The organism is Nocardia vulneris (assembly GCF_001613425.1).
In the GTDB taxonomy this organism is placed as follows: Bacteria; Actinomycetota; Actinomycetes; order Mycobacteriales; family Mycobacteriaceae; genus Nocardia; species Nocardia vulneris.
On sequence record NZ_BDCI01000017.1, the window covers coordinates 208,854 to 232,493 of the forward strand.

The 23,640-nt window shown below is 68.6% G+C and carries 21 protein-coding genes; 10 read left to right on the forward strand and 11 right to left on the reverse strand.

Annotated elements, in window-relative coordinates:
* Positions 1-168 precede the first annotated feature (168 nt).
* Positions 169-2,691: a molybdopterin-dependent oxidoreductase gene (locus NVU01S_RS18700; RefSeq protein WP_043666427.1), complete on the forward strand. Its 2,523-nt coding sequence runs from the start codon at positions 169-171 to the stop codon at positions 2,689-2,691.
* A gap of 8 nt (positions 2,692-2,699) precedes the next feature.
* Here NVU01S_RS18700 and NVU01S_RS18705 read toward each other — a convergent pair whose 3' ends face one another.
* Both NVU01S_RS18705 and NVU01S_RS18710 read right to left on the reverse strand, forming a co-directional pair.
* Positions 2,700-4,664, reverse strand: coding sequence for a cutinase family protein (locus NVU01S_RS18705; RefSeq protein ID WP_043666430.1), 1,965 nt, complete (start codon positions 4,662-4,664; stop codon positions 2,700-2,702).
* A gap of 182 nt (positions 4,665-4,846) precedes the next feature.
* Entirely contained in the window at positions 4,847-5,500 is a 654-nt protein-coding gene (locus NVU01S_RS18710; protein ID WP_082031910.1) for a TetR/AcrR family transcriptional regulator, read from the reverse strand.
* A 120-nt stretch (positions 5,501-5,620) separates the two neighbouring features.
* Here NVU01S_RS18710 and NVU01S_RS18715 point away from each other — a divergent pair, with 120 nt between their 5' ends.
* On the forward strand, positions 5,621-6,502 hold the full coding sequence (locus tag NVU01S_RS18715) for an alpha/beta fold hydrolase (RefSeq protein WP_043666436.1): 882 nt from the start codon (positions 5,621-5,623) through the stop codon (positions 6,500-6,502).
* Between the two features lie 109 nt (positions 6,503-6,611).
* Positions 6,612-7,487 (forward strand): alpha/beta fold hydrolase, encoded by an 876-nt coding sequence (locus NVU01S_RS18720; RefSeq protein WP_043666439.1) that lies wholly within the window; start codon positions 6,612-6,614, stop codon positions 7,485-7,487.
* Positions 7,488-7,498: 11 nt separating this feature from the next.
* Here NVU01S_RS18720 and NVU01S_RS18725 read toward each other — a convergent pair whose 3' ends face one another.
* On the reverse strand, positions 7,499-8,494 hold the full coding sequence (locus NVU01S_RS18725; protein WP_043666442.1) for a quinone oxidoreductase family protein: 996 nt from the start codon (positions 8,492-8,494) through the stop codon (positions 7,499-7,501).
* A 20-nt stretch (positions 8,495-8,514) separates the two neighbouring features.
* The gene (locus NVU01S_RS18730; protein WP_082031911.1) at positions 8,515-9,156 is read right to left on the reverse strand and encodes a dTDP-4-dehydrorhamnose 3,5-epimerase family protein; all 642 of its coding nucleotides are present in this window, start codon (positions 9,154-9,156) and stop codon (positions 8,515-8,517) included.
* A 121-nt stretch (positions 9,157-9,277) separates the two neighbouring features.
* On the opposite strand from NVU01S_RS18730, the gene NVU01S_RS18735 reads away from it, so the two are divergent.
* From NVU01S_RS18735 to NVU01S_RS18745, 3 genes are read left to right on the forward strand one after another with little or no spacing between them, the layout of a single operon-like run.
* Positions 9,278-10,717, forward strand: a complete 1,440-nt coding sequence (locus NVU01S_RS18735) for an NDP-hexose 2,3-dehydratase family protein (RefSeq protein ID WP_043666444.1) — start codon at positions 9,278-9,280, stop codon at positions 10,715-10,717.
* Between the two features lie 5 nt (positions 10,718-10,722).
* The gene (locus NVU01S_RS18740) at positions 10,723-11,697 is read left to right on the forward strand and encodes a Gfo/Idh/MocA family protein (RefSeq protein ID WP_052280316.1); all 975 of its coding nucleotides are present in this window, start codon (positions 10,723-10,725) and stop codon (positions 11,695-11,697) included.
* Positions 11,694-12,629 (forward strand): NAD-dependent epimerase/dehydratase family protein, encoded by a 936-nt coding sequence (locus tag NVU01S_RS18745; protein WP_043666449.1) that lies wholly within the window; start codon positions 11,694-11,696, stop codon positions 12,627-12,629. The genes NVU01S_RS18740 and NVU01S_RS18745 overlap by 4 nt, the downstream gene beginning before the upstream one ends.
* A 9-nt stretch (positions 12,630-12,638) precedes the next feature.
* Here NVU01S_RS18745 and NVU01S_RS18750 read toward each other — a convergent pair whose 3' ends face one another.
* The 4 genes from NVU01S_RS18750 to NVU01S_RS18765 form a co-directional block, all read right to left on the reverse strand.
* On the reverse strand, positions 12,639-13,244 hold the full coding sequence (locus NVU01S_RS18750) for a response regulator transcription factor (protein WP_043666453.1): 606 nt from the start codon (positions 13,242-13,244) through the stop codon (positions 12,639-12,641).
* Positions 13,241-14,395: a sensor histidine kinase gene (locus tag NVU01S_RS18755; RefSeq protein ID WP_082031912.1), complete on the reverse strand. Its 1,155-nt coding sequence runs from the start codon at positions 14,393-14,395 to the stop codon at positions 13,241-13,243. The genes NVU01S_RS18750 and NVU01S_RS18755 overlap by 4 nt, the downstream gene beginning before the upstream one ends.
* Positions 14,396-14,674: 279 nt before the next feature.
* The gene (gene rfbH / locus NVU01S_RS18760) at positions 14,675-16,000 is read right to left on the reverse strand and encodes a lipopolysaccharide biosynthesis protein RfbH (RefSeq protein ID WP_052280317.1); all 1,326 of its coding nucleotides are present in this window, start codon (positions 15,998-16,000) and stop codon (positions 14,675-14,677) included.
* A gap of 3 nt (positions 16,001-16,003) precedes the next feature.
* Positions 16,004-16,912, reverse strand: a complete 909-nt coding sequence (locus NVU01S_RS18765) for an NAD-dependent epimerase/dehydratase family protein (protein ID WP_052280318.1) — start codon at positions 16,910-16,912, stop codon at positions 16,004-16,006.
* A 120-nt stretch (positions 16,913-17,032) separates the two neighbouring features.
* On the opposite strand from NVU01S_RS18765, the gene NVU01S_RS18770 reads away from it, so the two are divergent.
* The 3 genes from NVU01S_RS18770 to NVU01S_RS18780 are packed head-to-tail and all read left to right on the forward strand — an operon-like array spanning position 17,033 to position 19,286.
* Positions 17,033-17,488 carry an anthrone oxygenase family protein gene (locus NVU01S_RS18770; protein WP_201773642.1) on the forward strand — a complete coding sequence of 152 codons (456 nt, stop codon included), beginning with the start codon at positions 17,033-17,035 and terminating at the stop codon, positions 17,486-17,488.
* The gene (locus NVU01S_RS18775) at positions 17,485-18,510 is read left to right on the forward strand and encodes a methyltransferase (RefSeq protein ID WP_043666456.1); all 1,026 of its coding nucleotides are present in this window, start codon (positions 17,485-17,487) and stop codon (positions 18,508-18,510) included. The genes NVU01S_RS18770 and NVU01S_RS18775 overlap by 4 nt, the downstream gene beginning before the upstream one ends.
* Positions 18,507-19,286 (forward strand): tyrosine-protein phosphatase, encoded by a 780-nt coding sequence (locus tag NVU01S_RS18780; protein WP_052280319.1) that lies wholly within the window; start codon positions 18,507-18,509, stop codon positions 19,284-19,286. The genes NVU01S_RS18775 and NVU01S_RS18780 overlap by 4 nt, the downstream gene beginning before the upstream one ends.
* A 50-nt stretch (positions 19,287-19,336) precedes the next feature.
* Here the strand turns inward: NVU01S_RS18780 and NVU01S_RS18785 are convergent, their stop codons facing one another.
* Positions 19,337-20,869: an alpha/beta fold hydrolase gene (locus NVU01S_RS18785; protein ID WP_209444765.1), complete on the reverse strand. Its 1,533-nt coding sequence runs from the start codon at positions 20,867-20,869 to the stop codon at positions 19,337-19,339.
* Positions 20,870-20,886: 17 nt separating this feature from the next.
* Positions 20,887-22,452, reverse strand: a complete 1,566-nt coding sequence (locus tag NVU01S_RS18790) for an HNH endonuclease signature motif containing protein (protein WP_244467149.1) — start codon at positions 22,450-22,452, stop codon at positions 20,887-20,889.
* A 199-nt stretch (positions 22,453-22,651) separates the two neighbouring features.
* Between NVU01S_RS18790 and NVU01S_RS18795 the strand changes: the two genes are divergently transcribed.
* Positions 22,652-23,089: a VOC family protein gene (locus NVU01S_RS18795; RefSeq protein WP_043666759.1), complete on the forward strand. Its 438-nt coding sequence runs from the start codon at positions 22,652-22,654 to the stop codon at positions 23,087-23,089.
* A 17-nt stretch (positions 23,090-23,106) separates the two neighbouring features.
* Here the strand turns inward: NVU01S_RS18795 and NVU01S_RS18800 are convergent, their stop codons facing one another.
* Positions 23,107-23,526: a hypothetical protein gene (locus NVU01S_RS18800; RefSeq protein WP_043666458.1), complete on the reverse strand. Its 420-nt coding sequence runs from the start codon at positions 23,524-23,526 to the stop codon at positions 23,107-23,109.
* Positions 23,527-23,640: the final 114 nt, after the last annotated feature.

Sequence of the window (23,640 nt, forward strand, 5' to 3'; positions counted from 1 at the left end):
CGGCACCGGGCACGATGCGCGCAATTGCCCGGCCTCGATCAGTTCTTGCGCACCGCACGCGCACATACGCGTTACCGCTTGTAACAATCAGATTCTTGGTAGTACGATCGGTCTATTCATGCTCCGGCAGCGAGCAATCGTGTACGAGGCCCATCGCAGGAGGAATCCGTGTCCGCAGAGCAGACGCGTCGCCCAGAGCCCGAGCAGCCCGCCGGTCCCGCCGCGCAGGAGTGGCACAAGTCCGCCTGCATCCTGTGCGAGTGCAACTGCGGCATCGAGATCAAACTCGACGACCGCAAGCTGAGCCGGATCCGCGGCGACAAGGACCACCCCGCCTCCGGCGGCTATACCTGCGAAAAGGCCCTGCGCCTGGACTTCTATCAGAACGGCAGGCACCGGATCACCACTCCCCTGCGCCGCCGCGACAACGGCACGTATGAGGAAATCACCTGGGAGACAGCGATTTCCGAGATCGCCGCGAAACTGCTGGCGGTCCGGCGCGAGCACGGCGGCGACAAGATCTTCTTCTACGGCGGTGGCGGACAGGGCAATCACCTCGGCGGCGCCTACGGCAAGTCGCTGATGGCGGCGCTCGGCGCGAAGTACTACTCGAACGCGCTGGCGCAGGAGAAGACCGGCGAGATGTGGGTGGACGGCAAGCTGTACGGCGGCCACACCAAAGGCGACTTCGAGCACTCCGAGGTGGTGCTCTTTCTCGGGAAGAATCCGTGGCAGTCGCACAGCTTCCCGCGAGCGCGGCCCACCCTGAAGGCCATCGTCGCCGATCCGCAGCGGGCGATGATCGTCATCGATCCGCGACGCAGCGAAACCGCGGAGATGGCGGATTTCCATCTCCAGGTGCGGCCGGGCACCGACGCGTGGTGCGTCTCGGCCATGCTGGCGGTGCTGGTCGAAGAGGATCTGCTCGATCACGAATTCCTGCGCAAGCACACCGCCGACGTCGCGCCGGTGCTCGCCGCGCTGGCCACCATCCCGGTGGCCGAGTTCGCCGCGCACTGCGGCGTGCCGGAAGACCTGCTGCGCACCGCGACTCGGCGCTTCGCCGCGGCCCGCAGTGCCACCACCTACGAGGACCTCGGCATCCAGCAGGCCCCGCACAGCACCCTGGTGTCGTATCTGAACAAGCTGCTCTGGATCCTCACCGGCAATTTCGGCCGCCCCGGCACGATGTATCTGCATTCGACCTTCGCCGCGGTCGCGGGCACCGGCGGTGCGCCGAAAGGCAAGCCCGCCTCGGGTGTCCGCAAGCAGCTGAAAAAGTTTACGTCCGAAACGATGTCACGCGGCGCGGCTGCTTTGTCCGCGCTGCTGCCCACCCTCGCGTCGACACCCGGGACGGCCGCACCGACCCGGCGGCTCACGCGCACGCTGCTGCGCACCGCCGTGCCGACGCTCGCCGCCGGACTCGGCGGGCTGGGCGGTGGCAGCGCCGCAGGCGGCAAGACCACGCCGGTCACCGGCGCCCGCATCATCGCCGGACTGGTACCCGCCAACTCGATCACCGAGGAGATCCTCACCGATCACCCGGACCGCTTCCGGGCGATCTGGATCGACAGCTCCAATCCAGTGCATTCGCTGGCGGATTCGGAGCGGATGCGCGAGGCGATGCGCAGCCTCGAGCTGTCGGTGGTGATCGATGTGGCGATGACGGAGACCGCGCGGGCCGCCGACTACGTGCTGCCCGCGAGCAGTCAGTTCGAGAAGTGGGAGTCGACCTTCTTCAATGTCGAGTTCCCGCACAACACTTTTCAGCTGCGCCCGCCGGTGCTCACCCCGCTGCCGGGCACGCGGGCCGAATCCGATATCTACACCGGTGTGGTTCGCGCACTGGGACTGGTCGATCCGGCGCTGGTCGACCGTCTCGTCCGGGCGCGGCAGATCGGCAAGGACGAATTCGCCCTGACCTTCTTCAGTGCCGTCGCGGGTGACCCCGCCCTGATGAACCTCGCGCCCTATCTGCTGCACGAGGCGCTCGGCCCGCACCTGCCCGCCGGCGCGGCCAACGCGGCGACACTGTGGGGAGCCGCGCACCTGTGCGCGTTCGCCAACCCCGCCGCGGTCCGCCGCGCGGGGTTCACCGGCACCGGAATCGAGCCCGGCGAGAAGCTGTTCGAGGCCGTCCTGACCCAGCACGCCGGCGTCACGTTCACCGTCGACACCTGGGACGACGTCTGGGCCTACGTCAAACGGCGAGACCGCAGGTTCACCGTGCACATTCCGGAGTTGCTCGCCGAACTCGATCAGTTGCGCACCACGCCACCGGATTTCACCACCGCGGAGTATCCGTTCACGCTGTCGGCGGGCGAGCGGCGCTCCTTCACCGCCAACACCATCATCCGCAACCCCGAATGGCGGCGGCGCGGCGGCGCGGGCGAACTACGGATAAGTCCCGCCGACGCACAGCAACTCGCTCTCGATGACGGAGCGCGCGTCGCCGTCGTCACCGAAACCGGCCGGGCGACAGCGATCGTCGAGATCAGCGCCATGATGCAGCCGGGCCATATCTCGCTGCCGAACGGCATGGGCCTGGACACCACCGACGGCAGCGGGCAGCCGATCCGAACCGGTGTCGCCGCAAACGAATTGACCTCCGTCGAGCGACGTGACCGGTTCGCGGGCACGCCCTGGCACAAGAACGTGCCCGCACGGATCGAGCCGGTACGGGACTGACCCGCGAGCTACTCGACCCGGCCGATGCGCTGGTTCATCCAGTCGCCGAGCCACTGCACGGCGTTGCGGCCGGAGTCGTCGACGATCAGCGCGCCGTAATTGGTGTGCGCCCCGGACGCGACAAAGCTTGCGGCACTGAGCCCGTCGCGGATGAGCGTGCCCAGGTTCAGGTCGCGGAAGCTCAGCAGTCTGGTGAACGGCGCGATCGGGTCGTCGGCGGGAATGTCCGGCGCGGCGATGGAGCGGGCCGGGACATCGGTGCGCCGGCCCAGCACGTTCGGCGGTTGCTGCCGGGGCTTGGGCCTGAGCAGATCAGCGGCCGCGGCGGCCAAGTCCTGCCCGATCGGCAGCAGGCCGGACAGCGCGACGCCCGCGCCCACCAGGTCGGGAGCCTGCCCGGGTGCCGGGACCAACCGTTGCAGCACCGACGACGCGACGTCCTGGATCCGGCCCACCAGTTCCGCGAGCCGTTCGATATCGACCCCGGACAGGATCGAGGTCACCGTCGCGGCGACGCCGGTGAAGCCGAGCGCGTCCGGCAGCACCGCCAGGACCTGCGAGATCCAGCCGAGATCGACGGTGCCGACGAGCCGGACCAGCGGCTGCAACTGTCCGCTCAACGCGCCGGCGACCTGGTGCACGCCCTCGGCGTCCATCGCGATCACCCGCTGGGGCAGCAGTGCCAGGTTGGCGATGATCGCGGGGAGATCGAAGCCGGTGACCGCGGCGGCGACGTCGAGGGCCTGATCGACCAGCACGGTGGGTTTGAGCAGCGACAGCGGTCGCGTCGCCGCGCCGAGCACCTCCGGTGGCGTGGCCGCCAGCGGCGTGATGCGGTCGCTCACGGCCGTGGCGGCGGCCCGCAGTGCCCGCGCTTTCGGATCGCTCGGCCGGAGTTCGCCCACGCCGCGGCTCAGCATCTTGTCCGTGATCTCGGCGACCTTCGCGACCACCGCGGCGACACCGGGCAGGTTGGACTGCGCCGCGCGGGACAGCACCTCGCCCGCCTGCCGGTCCGCGGTGCCCTCGGGCGCCGCCGACAATGCGGCCGTGGCAGCGGGATTCGCCGCACCCGAGCCCAGCAGATCGACGAGCGGAGTGAGGGTGTGCAGCACCGTGCCCGCGCTGGTGCGCACCCGCGCCACGTCGACACCCGCCGGGGCGCTCAGCGCCGCGGTCAGGCCGGCGATCGCCGGCGCCAGACCTGGGAGATCGGCTCGCGAGAAGTCCGCGGTCAACGCCGAGGCCAGCGGGAAACCGGCGTCGGCGGGCAGGGTGCCGCTCAACGCCTTGCTCAGGATCGAACCCAACGCGCCGAGCAGCGGGTTGTTCCCCTTCTGGATCGAGCAGTACAGGTCCTTCGGATCGCAGATCGAGGTGACGCGCCCGGTCAGTTTGCCCATGCCCTGCGGCCGCGGGTCGGCGATGCCCGTGCCCGCCGCGCCGGGACCGACGGCGAGCTCACCGTTGGTGCCCGCGCCGGGATCGGAGAGCAGGCCGACCGCGAGCACTCGATCGGCCGGGATCGGGCCACGATCGTTGCCGATATCGGCCGCGATATCACCGGCCGCGTCGGCCCCCTGGCTGTAGCCGTTGATGGTGAATCGCGCGGCGGGGCAGCGTGTTCCATAGTCCAGTAACACCGAACGCGCATTGTTCAGGGCGGTGCTCTTGCTGTCGGCGTAGGTGTAGCCGTTATCGAAGGCCCGGGCCATATAGGGCGTGAAATAGATCGCCGAATTCGCGCCCTGTCGTTGCCGGATGGCCTCCGCGATCGGCGCGAGCATGCCGACGGGTCGCGCCGGGTCGGCGTCCTCGTCGGTTTCCCAGGTGCCCGGAATGAACAGATTCATCGTCGCCACGCAGGGCATCGGCTCGGCCCGCGCGAGCCCGGGATCGGCGACCACAGCCGAACCGACGGCGACGCCTACGGTCACCAATGTGGTGGTCACATACCGTTTCGACGAACGCATGACAGGTGTCTGCCCCTCACTACAGTGCTGATCGGTGCTTGTTCTCCGCTGGCCGGACCGGCACCACGGTAAAACAATTCGCAGCGGTTCGAGGGCTGGGCATGGCCCCACTTACTGTGCTTAAGAAGCACTTTCAGAAAGAGCGGCGCAATTGTTAAGGCGCGGCTACAGTCCGGGACGATTCAGTCCCACTCGAGCATCGGTGCGAGATAGCGTCGCGCGAAAGCCCTGGCCTGTTCCGCGGTGTCGAGTTCGATGACCGTTTGCGGCGTCAGCAGCAGCGACAGCGTGATCCGGATGTGCAGTTCCGCGACGGTCCGCAGATGCTGTTCTTTGTCTGCCGAAATCGGTGCGTCACCGTAGAGTTCGCGTTTCCACAGAGCGAGGCAGAATTCACGGAAGGCTTCGAGCAGCAGGCCCGCGTCGGTGGTGAGTGCGGGCAGGATGGCATCCGGCTCGGTTTCGAGCAGCCGCCGCACCAGCGGATGGTTGCGCAGGTATTCGACTGTGTAGGCGGTGCTTTCGGCCATCCGCTCGGCGATATCGGTGCGCCCGGCGACGGCTGCGGTGCTGCCCGCGAGGTAGTCGCGGAACTCGCTGTGCAGCACCGCCTCGGTGAGCGCTGCTTTCGACGGGAACCGCCGATAGACCGTCGCGCGCCCCAGCCCCGCGCGTTTGGCCACGTCCTCGACGGTCGAGCGGCGCCAGCCCGCGACCCGCATCTGCTCGATCGCGGCGGCGAGTATCCGCTCGGTGATCTGATCCGCGTCGTCCAGTAGGCGCAGCACCGCCGCGTCGGGCGCGGTCAATTTGCTGAGCAGCGTGTCCTCGGTCACTCGCGGCACCGGCCTCCTTGTCTGGGTCTCGACCTCACTATATCGTCGGGAGACAAGGAGACGCACTTTGTCTCACACGTATCGAAGCTTTCTGAGCAATGCAGCTGGAGGCAACGCGTCATGACCACGTTCGCGAACATCCGACCGTCCCGGATCTGCACCGCCACCGACGGTGTGCAACTAGCCGTGTACGAATCCGGGCCCGCCGACCTGCCCATTGCGCTGCTCGTGCACGGCTGGCCCGACGATCACCGGGTATGGGACGGTGTCGTCGCACTGCTCACCGATCGCTTCCGGGTGGTCACCTATGACGTGCGCGGCGCAGGCAACTCCGGGCGGCCGAATTCGACTGCCGCCTATCGCATTCCGCAGCTGGTGGCCGATCTCGCCGCCGTGCTCGACGCGGTCGCGCCCGACGGCGCACACCTGCTCGCGCACGACTGGGGATCCATCTTCGCCTGGGACGCACTCGCCGACCCTGAAATCGCCTCTCGGATAAAGTCGTTCACCAGCATCTCGGGTCCGTCGCTGGACATGACCGGCACCTGGCTGCGCGGTATCCGCCGTAACCCGCGCGACGTGCTGACCCAGATGCGGCACTCCTTCTACGCCCTGCCGTTCCAGCTGCCCGCGCTACCCGAGTTCGCCGTGCGACGTGGCCTCGTGTCGCGCATCGTCGCGGCGTCGAGCGTGCGGGGCGAGCCGGAAACCGCCACCCCGCACACCATCGGGCTGGCCGACACCCTCGACGGCATCGCGCTGTATCGGGCCAATATGGCTCGGCGCGTGCTGTTTCCGAAGCCCCGCCCGATCACCGTCCCCGTCCAGGTCCTCGCGCCGCGCGACGATATCCACGTCTCGGTGGCCTGCCAGACCGAGGCGCCGCGACCGTTCGCGGCGAACCTGCGGACCCATGAGATCGATGGAAACCACTGGGTCCTCGCGCAACGTCCGGCCGTGATAGCCCGCTGGTTCGGCGAATTCGCCGACGCACACCGGTGATCCACCGGGCCGTCCGGCGGCGCACGCACTGCCAGATCTCCTGACACGATCGCGATCTCCGGCGAGGTAGGGCCCCGCTACGGCTCTTCTTCCGAGAGAATGCAACTCGATGACTGACATCGACCGACACACGCAGGGGATCGCGGACCGGGTCACCACCCGGGACGGGCGGCAGCTGTACGCCATGTGGCTGCCCGGCCCGGAGACCGCCGACCGGACCACGCCGACAGTCGTATTCGAGGCCGGCGCCGGTGCCAGCCGATCCAGCTGGGCCCTGGTGCAGCCGGCGGTCGCCCGGTACGCCCGGGCAATCGTCTACGACCGTTCCGGGCTGGGTAACAGCGCACCCACCCCGGGCTCCCGCACCTTGAGCACCATGGCCGACGACCTGAACGACGTGCTCGACCACTACGCGCCCGGCCCGTTCCTGCTCGTCGGCCACAGCGCGGGCGGACCCATCGTCCGGCTCGCCGCGGCCCGGCGTCCCGATCGGATCGCCGGACTGGTGCTGGTCGATCCGACCGACGAGGCCGCGACAGCTCTGTTCGGCGCCGGCTTCCGCCGCACCGAACGCCGGATGATCGCCACCGCCGCCGTGCTGGCCCGGCTCGGCCTGCTCAAATTGCTGTACCGCAAGCAGATCCGCGCCTCTCCGCCCGATGTGGGGCGCGACCTGCAGCGGGAGGGCTTCGGCCCCGGCGTGGCGCGCACCATGCGGCAGCAGGCCCGCACCTTCCTGGACGAACTCGCCGCCTGGCGCGACAACCCGCCCGACGACGCCGGTATCCCGGTCACCGTCATCTCGGGCGGCCAGGCGGGCGACGGCATGAACGCGACGTGGCGCGCCGAGGCCAATGCCGCGCACGCCCATCGCGCCGCTCGCGCGCGGCACGGCCGTTACGTCGTCGCCGAGCGCTCGGCGCACGTCGTCCCGCTCACCGAGCCGGAGGTCATCGTCCGCGAGATCACCGACCTGCTGCCGTAAAGCGGCCGCGGTCAAGCAATCCGGAAGACGATCTTGCCCGCGACACTCGCACCGAGCATCGCCCGGAAACCCGTTGCGGCGTCCCGCAGCGTGAACTCGTGGGCGATGCTCGGGCGCAGGCCGGTGCGCACGAGAAAATCCATCAGTGCCGCCAGATCCTCCGCGGTACCCATGCCGGAACCGACCAGGCGATGTTCGGCGAAGATCAAGGTGTGCAACGCTCGCGCGGCGGCCACGGTATCGAAGCCGGTGATCGCGCCCGCCCGGTAGCCGGAACACACGATGGGCGCGCCGGGGCGCAGCACCTCGATCGGCCACCACCAGTCCGCGACGTCGATGCCCGCGTCGAACGCGGCGTCCAAGCAACTCGGCAGCGGCTGGTCGGCGGTCGTCACGACGGCCGCGCCGCTGCGCCGCGCCAACGCGTGATCGGCGGCGTCGGCCCGGACGCAGACCTCGACGCCGGCCGCGGCGGCGAGCGCGATGAGCGCGGTCGCGATGCTGCCCAGGCCGCGGCGGCCGCGCACCACGATCGTCTGGCCCGCGCGAATCCCCGCGGTGACGAACAACATTCGATAGGCCGTCAACCACGCGGTCGGCAGGCACGCGGCTTCGGCGAAGGAGAGTTCGGGCGGTTTGGGCACCGCGTTGCGGCGGGGAATCGTGGCGCTGCCCGCGAACGTGCCCTGATGGTAGGAGCCGAGCACCATCCGGTCCGGGTCGCGAGCCTCGGGCCCGGTCCAGCCCGCCGACCCCACCGACGCGTGCACCACCACCTCCGAGCCGTCCGCCAGGACGCCCGCGCCGTCGTTGCCGAGGATGAGCGGATAGGCGTGCGCCGGCACGCCGATACCGCGCAGCGTCGCGATATCGCGCATGTTCAGCGACGCGGCGCGCATCCGCACGGTCGTCCACCCGACCGGCTGCGCGGGCTGCGGGCGTTCCCCGAATCGCAGCGCGGCCAGCGGGTCGGCGGGGTCGGGGCGCTGACAATAGACGGCGTCCATCACGGCGGTCTCCTCCGGCCTCAGCGTGGGCGGTAGTGCGGCAGCAGATCCTGGTCCAGCAGTTCGGCCAGCGTCGCTGCGCCACGGTCGTTCTCGGAAAGGACGGGTTCGAACCCGGTGGTCAACGGCAGACCGAGGGCCGGATCGAGCACGTTCACGGCGAGTTCGCTGCCCGGCGTGTACAGCGTCGAACACTGGTACAGCACGCGGGTGTCCTCGGCGGTCGCGACGAACGCGTGGCCGACGCCGGGCCCGAGATAGACCCCGGCGGTCATCCGCTCGTCCAGCGCGACCAGTTCGAACTGCCCGAAGGTCGGCGAACCGACGCGCAGATCGACGGCGATATCGATGATCGAGCCGCGGACACAGGTCACCAGCTTCGACTGTCCCGGCGCACTGGCCACCACGTGGATACCCCGGATCACCCCGCGGTGCGAGACGGAGATGTTCACCTGTTCCAGCCGGACCGGGTAACCGGTGATCTCTTCGAGCACATCGGTGCGGCTGAGCTCCTGAAAATGCCCGCGCTCGTCCGGAAACCGGCGCGACCGCAGCAGATAGACATCCGGCAGCCCGAGCGCGGTCGCGACGATCGTCGCCGGTCGTACGGCGCCGCGCGGCCCGGCGTCCGGCGCCGCGGTGTCACCGTCTCGGTGGGGCATGGCGGCGAGGCTAGGGTGGCGCGCTCGAGGATCTTTCGGGGCGCGCTCCAGCCGCGCCGCAGGCCGCCGGGCCCCATCCGCGTCCCAGTGGTTCTCGAACGACCGGCCGGACCCTGTCCGCATGGGGAATGCCGCACAGGTCGAGCAGCAGTCGGTGGCCGCCTTCGACGACGAGCTGGCCTGGCGGTTCGCCCGTTCGGCCGCGGTCACCGCGACCCCGCTGTGCTCGGTCGAGGGCTTCCGGGACTGGTTCGCCGCCTGCCGCCGCGCCGATCAGCTGGCGGTCGAGCCGATACCGTTCGCGGACCTGGTCGGCTGGCGGTTCGACGAGGACGGGAATCTGCGCCACGACAGCGGCCGGTTCTTCACCATCGAAGGGCTGGACGTGCACACCGATTTCGGTTTCGTCGAGCACTGGCAGCAGCCCATCATCAATCAACCCGAGATCGGCGTGCTCGGCATCGTCGTCAAGGAGTTCGACGGGGTGCTGCATTTCCTGATGCAGGCCAAGGCCGAACCGGGAAATATCGGCGGCGTGCAGCTCTCGCCGACCGTGCAGGCGACGCGGAGCAACTACCTGCGGGTGCACCAGGGGCGCGCGGTGCCCTACCTCGAGCATTTCCTCGACGCGAAGCCCGAGGCGGTCCTCGTCGACGTGCTGCAATCCGAGCAGGGCGCGTGGTTCCTGCGCAAACGCAATCGCAACATCGTGGTGGAGGCGACCGGTCCGGTCGAGACGCTGCCCGGCTTCTGCTGGCTCACCCTCGGCGTGCTGCGCGAACTGCTGCGCCAGGACAACACCGTCAACATGGACGCGCGCACGGTGCTGTCCTGTGTGCCGTGGCGCATCAGCCCGGCGCAGGCCGCCGCCGGTGACGAGTTCACCCGCGCGTTGGCGCGCGGCCTCGATCCCGGGGCCGCCGCGCGGCACGGCGCCGCCGAAATCCTGCACTGGCTCACCGATTTGAAGGCCAGGCACGAGCTGCGCCAGCGCCTCATACCGCTGGCCGCGGTCGCCGACTGGCAGCGCGGCGCGGACGAGATCGCCCACGCCACCGGCAAATACTTCCGGGTGATCGCCGCCCGGGTGAGTGCCGGTCAGCGCGAAGTAGATTCGTGGACCCAGCCGCTGCTCGCCCCGGTCGGCCAAGGCGTCGCCGTCTTCCTCGCCACCGCGATCGGCGGCGTGCTGCATCTGCTGGTGAACGCCAAACTCGAAGCGGGCGTGCTGGATGTCGCGGAGCTCGCACCGTCGGTGCAGTGCCAACCGGCCAATCATGAGGACCTGCCCGTGCCTCGGCAGCCCGCGTTCCTGCGCGATGTGCTCGACGACGGACTCGGCACGGTGCGCTACAGCGGACTGCAGTCCGAAGAAGGCGGCCGCTTCCAGCACGCCGACAATCTCTATCAGATCCGCTTGCTCCCTGCGGATTTCCCGATCGCCGAGCCGCCGGGCTTCCGCTGGATGACGCCCGCGCAGATCACGAACCTGCTCATCCACAGCAACTACGCGAATGTGCAGGCGCGCAGCCTGATGGCCTGTCTGCTGGCGAGTTGGTGAGCCCGATGCTGCGCTGGGGAATCCTGGGTACCGCACAGATCGCCGAGCGGCGCATGATGCCCGCGCTGTCCCGGCACCCGGCCGCCGAGCTGGTCGCGATCGGCAGCCGCGATCCGCTGCGCGCCGCGCAGTGGGCCACCCAGCACGGGTTGCGCATCTCCGGTGGCTATCGGCAGGTACTCGACGACGACGCGGTCGACGCGGTCTACCTGCCACTACCGAACGCGCTGCACGGCGACTGGATCGAACAGTCCCTGCGGGCGGGCAAAGACGTCCTGGTCGAGAAGCCGATGCTGCCGCCCCGGCTGGATGGGACCGAGATCGCCACGGCACGCAGGCTTTTCGCGCTCGCCGCCGACCAGGGCCGAACGCTGATGGAGTGCATGACCTTTCCCCGGCACCGCCAGCACACCGCGGTGCGCGAGCTGGTCGCGGCGGGCGCGATCGGCGAGCTGCGGCAGCTCACCGTGCGCTTCACCATCCCGGAGCGCGCCCCGGACGATTTCCGGTATCGCGCGGACCTCGGCGGCGGCGCGCTCGCCGATCTCGGCTGCTACGCCCTGCGGGCCGCGCAGTTCTTTCTGGGATCGGAGCTGCGCGTGGAACATTCGCGGATGCGGCGGGACGACCGCTTCCCCGGTGTCGATCTGTCGGGTTCGGCGCGGTTACGCGACGCGGCGGGCGCACAGGCCGATCTGGAGTTCGCGATCGGTGCGCCCTACCGCTGCGAGTACCACCTCGCGGGCAGCGCGGGCTCCCTGTCGGTGGAACGCGCGTTCACCCTTCCGCACGATCTCGCGCCGCGCGTGTTCCTGGATCGAGCCGGTGACATCCGGCAACTCGAGCTGGCGCCCGACGACCAGTTCGGCAATATCCTCACCGATTTCACTGCCGCCCATGACGGCGAACAGCCCGACGCCGCAGCGACATTGCGCACGATGGAGCTCGCCGCGGCCGTCCTCGGCGTGGGTTCGCGATGAGCGAGTACACGCCGCGGCGCACCGCCCTCGTGCTCGGCGGCACCGGTTTCGTCGGCGGTCATATCGCGAACACGCTGCGGGACAACGGCTATCGGACCGTCACGGTATCGCGCCGACCGGCGCCGGCCGGTGCCCCGCACTGCGCGCTCGACCTCGAAACGGGTGACGCGCAACCTTTGATCGAGGTGCTGCGCACCCACGAACCGGCGCTCGTGGTGAACGCGGCCGGATCCTACTGGGGCCTGGACGAACCACAGTTGCGCCGATCGTTCGTGACCGCCACCGAGACCGCGCTCACCGCGTTGGCCGCGCTGCCCGACCGGCGCCCGCGCTACGTCCACCTGGGCAGCGTGATGGAGTACGGTCCGCTACCCGAGCTGGGCGCGGTCGACGAATCCGTGCCGACCGACCCCGAATCCGCCTACGGGCGGACGAAACTGGCGGCGACCGAGCTGGTCCGGGCGGCGACCGCGGCGGGCACGGTGGACGGCGTCGTGCTGCGCGCGACCAACAGCATCGGCCCCGGCGTGCACCCGGGCAGCCTGATCGGCAAGGTCGGCTCGGCACTGGCCGCGAACCGGGACGGACGGGCCCGGATCGAACTGTCGCCGCTGGCCGCCCACCGCGACTACATCGACGTGCGCGACCTGGCCGAGGCGGTCCTCGCCGCGGCGCGCACCCGCGACACCGTCGAGGTGGTGAACATCGGTCGCGGCCAAGCCCTCTCAGTGCGGGAGCTGGTCGACCGGCTGGTCACGATCAGCGAGGTGCCGGTCGATATCGTCGAGTCCGCGGCCGCGCCGACCGCGCCGGGCACCAGCTCGATCTGGCTGGAGGTGGCCACCGAAACCGCCGCGCGGACCCTGGGTTGGCGGGTGAGCCGCAGCATCGACCAAGCGCTGCACGACTATTGGCGCACGCTCACGCGCTGAGCGCCGGGCTCACAGCCAGCCGTTGTCCTCGGCGAACCGGATGGCCTCGATCCGGTTGCGCGAGCCCGTCTTCGAGATCGCCGCGGTGATGTAGTTGCTGACCGTGCTGACCGACAGATGCAGATGCGCGGCGATCTCGGCGACCGTGTCGTGCGAGCGCGCGGCCACCAGCACGTCGCGTTCCCGTTCGGTCAGCGGGTTCTGCCCCACCGACATGGCGGCGCGCAGCTGCTGATCCTCGATGAGCATGCGGCCCGCGACGACCTCGCGGATCGCCTGCGCGATATCCCCGACCGGCGTGTTCTTGGTGAGGTAGGCCCGCACGCCCGCCTCCAGCGCGCGGCGCACATAACCGGGACGCTCGAAGGTGGTCAGGATCATCAGCAGCGGCGGTGCGGGCCGTCTGGCCAGTTCTTCGGCGAGCGCGAGCCCGCTCTCCTCGCCCATCTCGATATCGAGCAGCACGACATCGGGCCGAGTGTCGTCGACCATCTCCGGCACGCCTGCCGACGAGCCGAGGTCGGCGACGACCGTGAGATCGGGTTCCAGCTCGAGCAGCGTGCGGATGGCCCCTCGCAACGTTGCCTGGTCCTCGACCAGCGCCACACGAATCATGCCGACGATTCTGCCGGTCGGGTGGCGGGCAGCGGCACCGACACCGCGAGCCGGAAGCCGCCGTTCGCCGTCGGTCCCGCGGTCACCGTGCCGCCCAGGCCGCGGGCCCGCTCGGCCAAGCCGAGCAAACCGTGCCCGCCGCCGGTGCTGGCGCGGCCGAACAACTCGTCGTTGTCCACCGTCAACTCGACCGCGCGCGGCTGCTCGCGCACCCGGACCGTGATGGCGCACCGGCTCGCGTCGGCGTGCCGCAACACATTGGTCACCGCCTCGCGCACCACCCAGCCGAGCAACGTGTCCACCCGTTCGTCCCACACCCGTTCCGGTATGCGCACGGTGAGCCCGTCGCGCAGCAGGGCGAGGCTCTGTTTGGCGCGCGCCACCTCGTCGGCGAGGGTGGTGGCCCGGTAGCCGCGCACCGCCTCCTGGACCTCGAGCATGGTCTGGCGGCCCACCTGCTGCACCTCCGCCGAGGCCGCCGCCGCAGCATCCGGATCGATATGCGCGAGCCGTTGCGCCAGTTCGGCTTTCACCAGCATGGTGGCCAGGCTGTTGCCGAGCAGATCGTGCAGATCCCGGGCGATCCGCAACCGTTCGTCGCCGACCGCGGCCGCCGCCATCGCCTGCCGGGTCGCCCGCGACTGCACGATCTCCAGCAGCAGCCGGCCGCGCAGCACCGCGATCATGCCCGCGCCGAACACCACCAGCGCCGCCCCGCCCTGGCCGAGGATCGCCCAGGTGAGGCTGCCGACCGCGACCACGCCCAGTACCGAACCGAACACCAGCGGTAGCAGATTGACGCACGCGACCGCGGTGAGCATCAACGCGACCACCCAGGACGTGCCGAACGCGGCGGTACCCGCACCCGCCACCGCGGCCAGCGCCGCGAGCAGCCCCACCCGGAAACCCATCGGACGCCCCGCCATATCCGACTGACTCCAGACGAACAGCGCGCCGAACCCGGCGACCGCGCCACCGGAGGCCGCCAAGCGGCCCACCGGCCACGTGCTCGCCTCCCACAGCGGCAACGCGAGCGCGATCAGCAGCACATACATGCCGCCGGGCCCGGTGTCGCCCACGCCGACACCCAGGTTCCAGATCCGGCGACGTACCTGGACGACCACTGCTTTCGCGCGATCAATCGGTCGCATACCGCGAATCTACCGGCCGCGTTCGCCCCGATGCGGGACCGATAGCGCCGATAGGAGAAAACTCCGCCCCGATTGCGGACCTTCCTCCATTGTCGAGCGCCGCTCGCGCCGCCGATACTTTCCGGAGTCGATCATGTTGTCCAGCAGGAGGTACGGATATGAGCGGGCCGATGCAGGGGCTGATTCTGGCCATTATTCTGATCACCTTGTTCGTCATTTCCCAGATCATTCAGCGGCGGCGGAAGCAGAACCGCAAGGACTGAGCTCGCAGACCCCGCGTCAGCGGACCCGATGGACCGGGCGGGTGGCGAAGTCCCGGATGACGGTGACCATGTAGTCGATCATCTCGTCGGTCAGCCCGGGATAGACACCGACCCAGAAGGTGCGCTCGGTGACGATGTCGCTGTTGGTCAGGCGGTCCGCGATGCGATGCGGTGCGTGCCGATAAGCAGGTTGGCGCAACAGGTTTCCGGCGAACAGGAATCTGGTGTGGATGTTGCGGGCGAGCAGGTGGTCCACGATCGCGCGCCGGTCGAACGGCGCGTCCTCGGCCACCGTCAGCACGAACCCGAACCAGCTCGGCTCGCTGCCCGGCGTCGCGTGCGGCAGCAACAGCCAGGGGACACCGGCGAGCCCGTCGCGCAACCGGGTCCAATTACGCCGCCGCGCCGCCACGAATTCCGGCAATTTACGCAATTGACTCAGTCCGAGACCCGCCTGGATATCGGTGGTCTTCAGGTTGTAGCCGATATGGGAGAACACATATTTGTGGTCGTACCCCGAGGGCAGCGCGCCGAAATCCTGGTCGAACCGTTTGCGGCACCGGTTGTCCTCCCCCGGCTCGCACCAGCAGTCCCGGCCCCAATCACGCAGTGATTCGACGAGTTTTGCCAGCACCAGGCTGTCGGTGAGCACACAGCCGCCCTCGCCCATGGTGAGGTGGTGGGCGGGATAAAAGCTGACCGTCGCGAAATCACCGAACGTGCCGGTGGTCTGGCCCTGATAGGTGGACAGCACCGCGTCGCAATTGTCCTCGATCAGGAAGAGTTCGTGCTCGGCGGCCAGTTCGGCGATCTCCGCGACCGGGAACGGATTACCGAGCGTGTGCGCCATCATGATCGCCTTGGTGCGCGGGCCGATCGCGGCGCGCACCCGGTCCACCGTCGTGTTGTAGGTGCCCAGTTCGATATCGACGAACACCGGCACCATGCCGTGTTGCAAGATCGGGTTCACGGTGGTCGGGAAGCTGGCCGCCACGGTGATCACCTCGTCGCCGGGTTTGAGCGCGCGCTCCTCCAGTTCCGGGGTGGTGAGCGTCGCGAGGGCGAGCAGGTTCGCCGACGACCCCGAGTTCGTCAGGTGCGCCCGGCGCACGCCGATGGCCTTCGCGAACAACCGCTCGAAACGCAGCGCGGTCGCCCCGGACGCGATGCGCAGCTCCAGCGCCTGTTCCACCAGTGCGACCCGATCGTCCGCGTCCAGCACCGCCCCTGAACTGAAGATCGGGGTCACGCCCGGCTCGAAGGCCGGCGGCCTGCGCCGGTGATGCAGTGCGCGCACCAGTTCCAGGACATCGTCATCCGCCGGTATCGGCTCACTAGGCACAGCTCATGTGTTACTCGCACCGGTTCGAGCCTCACTGGTGTAGCGCCAGAGCGCCCGCAGCGCGTCGTCGAGACCGAAGCGCGGCGCCCAGCCCAGACACCGACGGGCCTGCTCGATCGAGATCGGCGGCACACCGGCCGCCGCGCGCGGCGAGCCACCGCCGCCGGTCGGCACCACGTGCACCGCCACGCCACTGACTTCGATCAACCGGCGTACCGCGAACTCGACCGGCACCGCAGCGCCCGAAGCGATATTGACCACCTCGACGCCCGGCACCTCGGCCGCGGCGTTCGCGGCCGCGAGCACCGCCGCGCCGAGATCGCGCAGATCCAGCACGTCGACCGTGCCACGCAGCGCGGGCAGTTCGAGCACATGCGGCGCGGCCGGATCGGTCGGCGGCGTGGCCAGCCGCTGCGCCACCGAGCCGAGCAGACCGGCCCGCGGCGCCCCCGGGCCGACCACCGTCGAGCAGCGCAACACGACACCGGAGCCCGGCCACCGCCGCATGGCTTCGGTAGCGGCGAGTTTGGTTCGGCCGTAAGTGGTTTCCGGACGCTCCGGCGACGACTCGAGCACCGGGCCCGCATGTCCCGGGCCGTATTCGTACACCGAGCCGAGCTGCACGACCCTGGCAGGTCGCGCCAGCATGCTCACGGCTTCCAGCAGCCGTTGCACCAGCACGGTATTGGCGGCCACCATCTGCTCGTCGGTCACCTGCCACAGCGCTCCCGCGGCGTTGACGACGACGTCCGCGCCGGACAGCAACTCGGTCAGCGCCGCGATCGGCTGGGCCGCCACATCGAATTCGGTGCGCCCGAACGGCACCACCCGGAACTCGTGTGCGGCGAGAAACGCACCGATGCCCCGGCCGAGATAGCCCGTGCCGCCGATCACCACCGCCGTTCGCGTCACCGCCGCCTCCGCTCCTGCTGTGCGGTGATCGTGGCCGCCCGCGATCGAGAACGATCGGAGCGCGAATCCAGTGGCGCTCGAGACGCCCCTGTCATGGTGTGGTCTGCGAAAGGAGAAACCGTGGTCAGGGTTGTGGCGACTGTCGTGGTGGTGCTCGGCAACGGAGTACTGGCCGGGGTGCTCGTGGCGGTGGCGATCGGGTTGGTCCCGATGTTCGCCGCGTTACCGGCGCCGGATTACGTGCGGGTGCACACGCTCGCCGGACGATACTTCGACCGGATCATGCCGCCGATGGTGGTGTGCAGCATCGCGGCGGACATCCTGCTCGCCGTCGACACCGACTCGGCCGCGGCCAGGCCGCTGTTCGCCGGCGCCGCACTGACCCAGCTGGGCGTCTCACTCGTCTCGCAGTTCGGCAACGTGCCGCTGAATCACCGGACCCGCGCCACCGACCCGGCCGCCATCCCGCCCGGGTGGGACGATCCGCGGGCCCGCTGGCGCACCCTGCACCTGCTGCGCACCGTGCTCGCCCTCGTCGCCCTGCTCGCCAACGCGATCGCGGTGGCCGTGCGATGAGCCTGCCCGAACTGCGCGACGCCGCCGCCATCAAACAACTCGCCAACGCCTTCTGCCACGCCAAACTGCTGCTCACCGCGCACGAGGTCGGCGTGTTCGACTGGCTGGCCACCAACGGGCCCGCCGACGCGGACCGGATCGCGGCGGGCACCGCGCTGCACCCGCGCGGCGTCGGCGACCTGCTCCGCGGCCTGACCCTGCTCGGCTTGCTGGTGGAAGAGCCTGCGGGATACCGGAATTCGCCGCTCGTCGCGCGCACCCTGGTGCCCGGCACACCCGAGTACCTCGGCGGCTTCCTGCGCCGCGCCGACCACATGCTGTATCCGACTTGGGGATCGCTCGACGCCGCGCTGCGCACCGGAGCGCCCCAGGCCGCCGGTGCCGGACCGGAAGCCTTCCTGCGCATGCTCGACGATCCGAAACAGCGGGCCCAATACCTGCGCATGATGGATTCGGCGTCTACGCCGGTCGCGCACCGGCTCGCCGAGGTGGTGGACTGGTCGCGATACCGGACGGTCGCCGATATCGGTGGCTGCCGGGGCAACCTCGCGGGCATCCTGCTCGCGCACCATCCGCATTTGCGGGCAACGGTTTTCGACCTCGCGCCGATGGGCCCGGAACTCGACGCCCACCTGTCCGCGCAGGGCGTCGCCGACCGCGCGACCTTCGTCGCCGGTGACTTCTTCGCCGATCCGCTGCCGGACGCCGACGTGCTGATTCTCGGTCACGTGCTGCACAACTGGTCGAGTGCCGAACGAGCGAAGCTGGTCGACAAGGCTTTTCAGGCCGTGCGGCCGGGCGGGGCGCTGCTCGTCTACGACGCCATGTACACCGGCGAGCCCGCCGATCTGGCGCGAGTACTGGTGAGCCTCAACATGCTGCTGGTCACCGAGGGCGGTTCCGAATATCCGGTCGCCGAGGCTGTCGGCTGGCTCACCGCCGCCGGATGCACCAGCCATACCGCGGTGCCGCTCGGTGGCGCGGACACACTGGTGATCGCGCACAAGGAGACCGAACGATGAACGAAACCGGCGGCGGGCCGCTACTGAACCGGCGAACAGCGTTGCGGCTCTTCGCTGCCGCGGGACTCGCCGCCGCGGTCGCCCGCACCCCCGCCCGGGCGGCCCCCGAATCGTTCCTCGATATTTCGCTGAATCTCCGTGACATCGGCGGCTATTCGGGTGCCGACGGCAGGCGCATCGTCACCGGCGCGGTGTACCGTTCCGCCGCACTGTCCCAGGTGACCGATCAGCAGTTCGCGGTGTTGACCGAGCTGCGGCCGCATTCGGTCGCCGATCTGCGCTCCACCCAGTCCCGCGCCATCCACGGCCCCGACCGGCTGCCACCCGGCGCCGTCCCGATTCTCGCACCCGTCGGTGATCCCGATCCCGCACCGCTGAAGAACAAACTCGCCCAACCGGATTCGGACACCCTCGCGGAGTTCCGGAGCTACGTGACCGTCGCGTCCAACCGGGCAGCCTTCGGCCGGGTACTGCACACGCTGGCGGCCGGCGGGCGGTCCGGCTACCTCTACCACTGCAATTCCGGCACCTACGTCACGGGTTGGACCACCGCCACCCTCATGACCCTGCTCGGTGTCCCCCGCCCCGCCGTCGACAGCGAATTCCTGCTGTCCAACGAGGCATACGGCGCGATCGTCGCGCGCACCGAATACCTCGACGCCGCCTTCGACCAAATCCGCGTCACCTACCAGAGTTTCGACAACTACGTCACCGACGGACTGGGCGTGCCCGGCGCCACGGTATCGCGCCTGCGCGACGTGCTACTCACCCGTTGACGGTCTCATGACCGCCTACCTGCATGAGCAATCCGTTCGCCGAGCCATCGCTATCGGCAGCCGAGATCCGACTCCGGGAGAACACCGTCGCGGAGGTATCCGTCGGCGATATCCCGGACGCAGCGAAGCTGGGCGTTGTCGACGGTGCCGTTATCGAACAGATCGGTGACGATTGCGTTCAGGAGGACGTGCGCCCGCATACCCGCCACCGTGAGCAAGCGGGTGCCGGGCATCGCCTTACGCAGCGCCTCGGCGCCCGCATACGGGGTGCGTGGGTCGCCGGTCGAGTGCACGATCAATGCCGGTATCGCGTTGTGCACCACCGTCGGAGGCTCGGCCGGCGCGGGCCAGAACGCGCAGGGCGTGATGTTGTTCGCCAGTGCACCGAAGATTGGCTGGGTAGGTCGAGCGCGCTCGATATTGGCCCAGTACCAGTGCGGATCGCGGGGTACCGGTGCGTCTCCGCATTCGATGACCGCCTCGGCGGAGGTGTTCACCTCCGTGTCGGTGTTCTCCAAATACCCGCTCAGCCAATCGCCGGGCCCGAGGGTGACCGAGCGGCCGTCCGCGGCGTCGAGCAATTGCCGGACCAGCACCGCATAGGCGTCGTCGACGTAGTAGCTGTGCAGTGGCAGGAACAGCAGCAGGGGCAGCCGGCTGCCGTCGATGGTGTGACCGGCCACGACGATCGGTTGTTCGGCCACTCGGCGCACCAGGCGCTCGATGCGCGATCGCACCTCGGATGCCGTCGTACCGAGGTGATAGCGGGCATCCTGCCCCGCGGCCCACACCGCCCAATCATCCAGCGCCGCTTCGTTGCTCGCGCCCCGTGTGAGTGATTGACCGGAGCCGTAGGTGCCGGGATCGATGGCGCTGTCCAATACCAGCCGGTCGATGTGTGCCGGGAACATCTGCGCGAATACCGCTCCGAGATAGGTCCCATAAGACATGCCGTAGTAGTTGATGGACGGTTCGCCGAGCGCTGCACGGATAATGTCCATATCGCGTGCGGTGTTGCGGGTGGTGTAGGCGGATATCGTGTCGCCGAGCGCGGCGGCGCACCGGGCCGCAAGCTCGGCCTGCAGTACTACCTCGGCGGCGAACCCCGCCATGCCGGGTGCGGGTGCCCGCCGGAACCGATCGACCGGCCAGCGACAATCGACCGGTGACGAACGGCCGACGCCGCGCGGGTCCATGCCGATCAGGTCGTACTGGGCAAGGACCTCGGGCGACAGCACCGCGCCTACCGCCAGTCCCTGGATCAAGCCGGTGCCGCCGGGGCCGCCCGGATTGGTGAGCAGAACGCCACGCCTTCGGGCCGGATCGGTGGCCGCCATCCGCGAGATCGCCACTGTGATCGTGCGTCCCGCGGGCCGCGAGTAGTCCAATGGCACCGTGATGTCAGCGCACTGCACCCCGCCGGCATCGAGCACCTTGCTGTCGCAGCCTCGCCACTCGACCGCCTGCCCTGCGAAGCGCGCCAGCGGTCCGGGTTCGGCGGTGGTACTTCCGGCAACTACGGTGGTACTCAACAGTGCCGCGACGATACCGATCATCACCTGACAGAACAGATTGCTGCGCAACAGATCCCCCTTCCGCGTCACTGTACAGCAGACGCGGACCGAGCGATTTCGGCACACAGGTGAGCCCCGATGGACGGACCCGGGGAGTGCTGTGATGGGGCAGGTGGGAGTGGGCGCTCTCGGCGGGACAGCCAGGCGCGGTGGTCGCGGCGTTGCCGGGTGTCGCGGTCGTGGAGGTGGGCGAGGGCTTGGGCGAGGAGTTCGCCGGGGTGGTGGCGGTGGTTGACGCGTGGGGTGCGGGTCGGGTCGATGTGGGCCGGGGCGATCCAGGCGGTACGGCCCGCGTATGGCGAATCGCTGCCCAGGACAACAGTTTTCCAGCCGTTGGGGCCGTCGTTGACCATGGCGTGGCAGCGGTCGCAGGCGAGCGTGAGGTTTTCGATGTCGGTCGCGCCGCCTTTGGCGTATTCGGTGACGTGGTGGATGGCGCACAGCGAGGCGGGCGCGTCACAGCCGGGGCGGGAGCAGCCGCGTACGGACGCGATCAGGGCCATCCGTTGTGCCGGTGTCGCAAGGCGTTTCGCGCGGCCCACGTGCAGTGGCATTCCCTTGTGGTCGAACACCATCAGGAATGGTTGTGCTTGTTCGGCCAGTGCGAGCGCCTCCGACATCGGAACGATGCCGCCTGTGGCCGTGGTCGCCACTCCGGCGGCCTTTTCGACGTCGTCGACGCTCATGGTCAGGATCGCCGCGACGGGCAGACCGCGGTGCGCGCCGAGCGCGTCGACTCGCACGCCGGGGCTGAGCAGGGCGAGCAGACCGTCGTGGGTGCGTTGCGCGGCGGTTCGGGTGTCCCGCGCCGCGGCGGCGACCATCGCGTTCCGGTCGACGTATTCGCAGTCACCGAACGGGCTTTCGGGATCTTCGGGGTTGTTCATGCCGGGGCGGGCACACTTGGCCAGGACGGCGTCGAGGAGTCCGCGCAGGGTCGGTGTGATTTCACCGTGGATGGTGGACATGCCGTCTGGGCGCTGCGATCCTATGGTGAGGCCGCGCATGCGCTGGCGGTCGCGGTCGGCGGTAAGGTTTCCGTCGGGGTCGAGGTGCGCGAGAATCGCTTCACCTACTGCGGGGATATCGTCGGGGGAACCGGTGCGTGCGAAATCTGCCAGAATCTTTTCTGCCGCTTCCCGTTCCGTGCCCGTAGCGCCGTAGGGAACACGCTTCATCACGGCTGCGATACGCGTGGCATGCTCACTGGAAATCTCGCCGTCGGATTGCGCTGCCGCAGTATGGAACAGTTGCGGGTCATACGAACCGCCATTGAGATCGTGCCAAGTGCCGAGGCTACGTGCCGCGGCGTAACGGCGTGCAGCCTCTCGACTGGACAGCCGTAGGGTCTGCATCAAGAATCGCTTCGTATCTCCCGCACCGACATTCGCGGGTATCGACCGCTCGGTAGTCTCGACGATAACCCGATTCTGCACCGCCGCGAGCTTGCGCGTCACACACTCGAGACCACCCAGCAAATCAGTAATCTCGTTGTCACTCAACGCCGTAAAACGCACGCTAAGCAAATCGGAAACGGCATCCAGCAGCGGCTGCACCACCCGCGTCGCCGGAACTTCCCCCTCCGATTTCATAACCGAATTCTACCCCATCCCACCCTGCCCCTCATCCCAAATCTCTGCCAAATCCGCCCACCTCCAAAACATCCTCACATACGTATTCTTCAGCGCCACAACAAATACCGACGAAGTAACTCAGCACCTTCCATCGAGCCCGGCCCACCAGCCCCGGCCCACCACCAGAGCCGTCCCCCAACTCAGTACCATGCACCGCATGCCCATCAAACTCGAGAACATCGGCATCACCGTTCGCGACCTCGAAGCAGCAATCGCCTTCTTCACCGACCTAGGCCTCACGGTCGTCCACCGCGACACCGTCAGCGGCGAGTGGACCGACACCGCCGTCGACCTCGACAACAACCACGCCAACATCGCCATGCTCCAAACCCCCGACGGCAACGGCCGCCTCGAACTCTTCGAGTACCTACACCCCGAAGCCATCGAAACCCAGCCCACCCGCCCCAACGAAATCGGCATGCACCGCGTCGCCTTCTCGGTAGACGACATCGACAAAGCCCTCGAGACTGCCGCAAAACACGGCTGCCATCCACTCCGCGGCATAGCAACCTACGAGGACCTCTACAAACTCACCTACCTCCGCGGCCCCAGCGGCATCATCGTGATGCTCGCCGAGGAACTGAAGAAGAACTGACGTGCGACCCTCGCCGATCAATTCTTCACGGTGATCGGAACAAGACGCTCGTTGACAAACCACTCACAAGCCGACTCACCACACTGCTTGGCTTTGATCTTCGTCGACCCGGGATACTGTGGACTCCAGACGATATCCGCAACATATCGCCCACCATTAGGGCCGATCCGCGCGCCTCCGCCACCGATTTCCTGCCCATAGGTACTGTCGAACATATTGAAGAAGAACACGAACCCATAGGTGGTCAGCTGCCCACCCATTACCGCCCTGACGATGTAATTCCCACCCACTCGAAGGTCGTTGGGATCAACCGCGTTCCCCGCAAAGTCCGAGAATTCGATCCCCTGTACCTCCGCCTGTGCAACAGGCGTCCCGACCGATAGGGCCGCCGCTATCGAGATCCCCAAGATTCCCAGAGCACGCAGCACCTTCTTCATCGAATACCCCCTAAGACTCGGCACACAACCATGCAAGGAACGAATCGCCCTCGCGGACAGTTGATTTCACCTGCCAATGACGGTACCGAAACGCCGGTCTTTCAGTCAAGGACC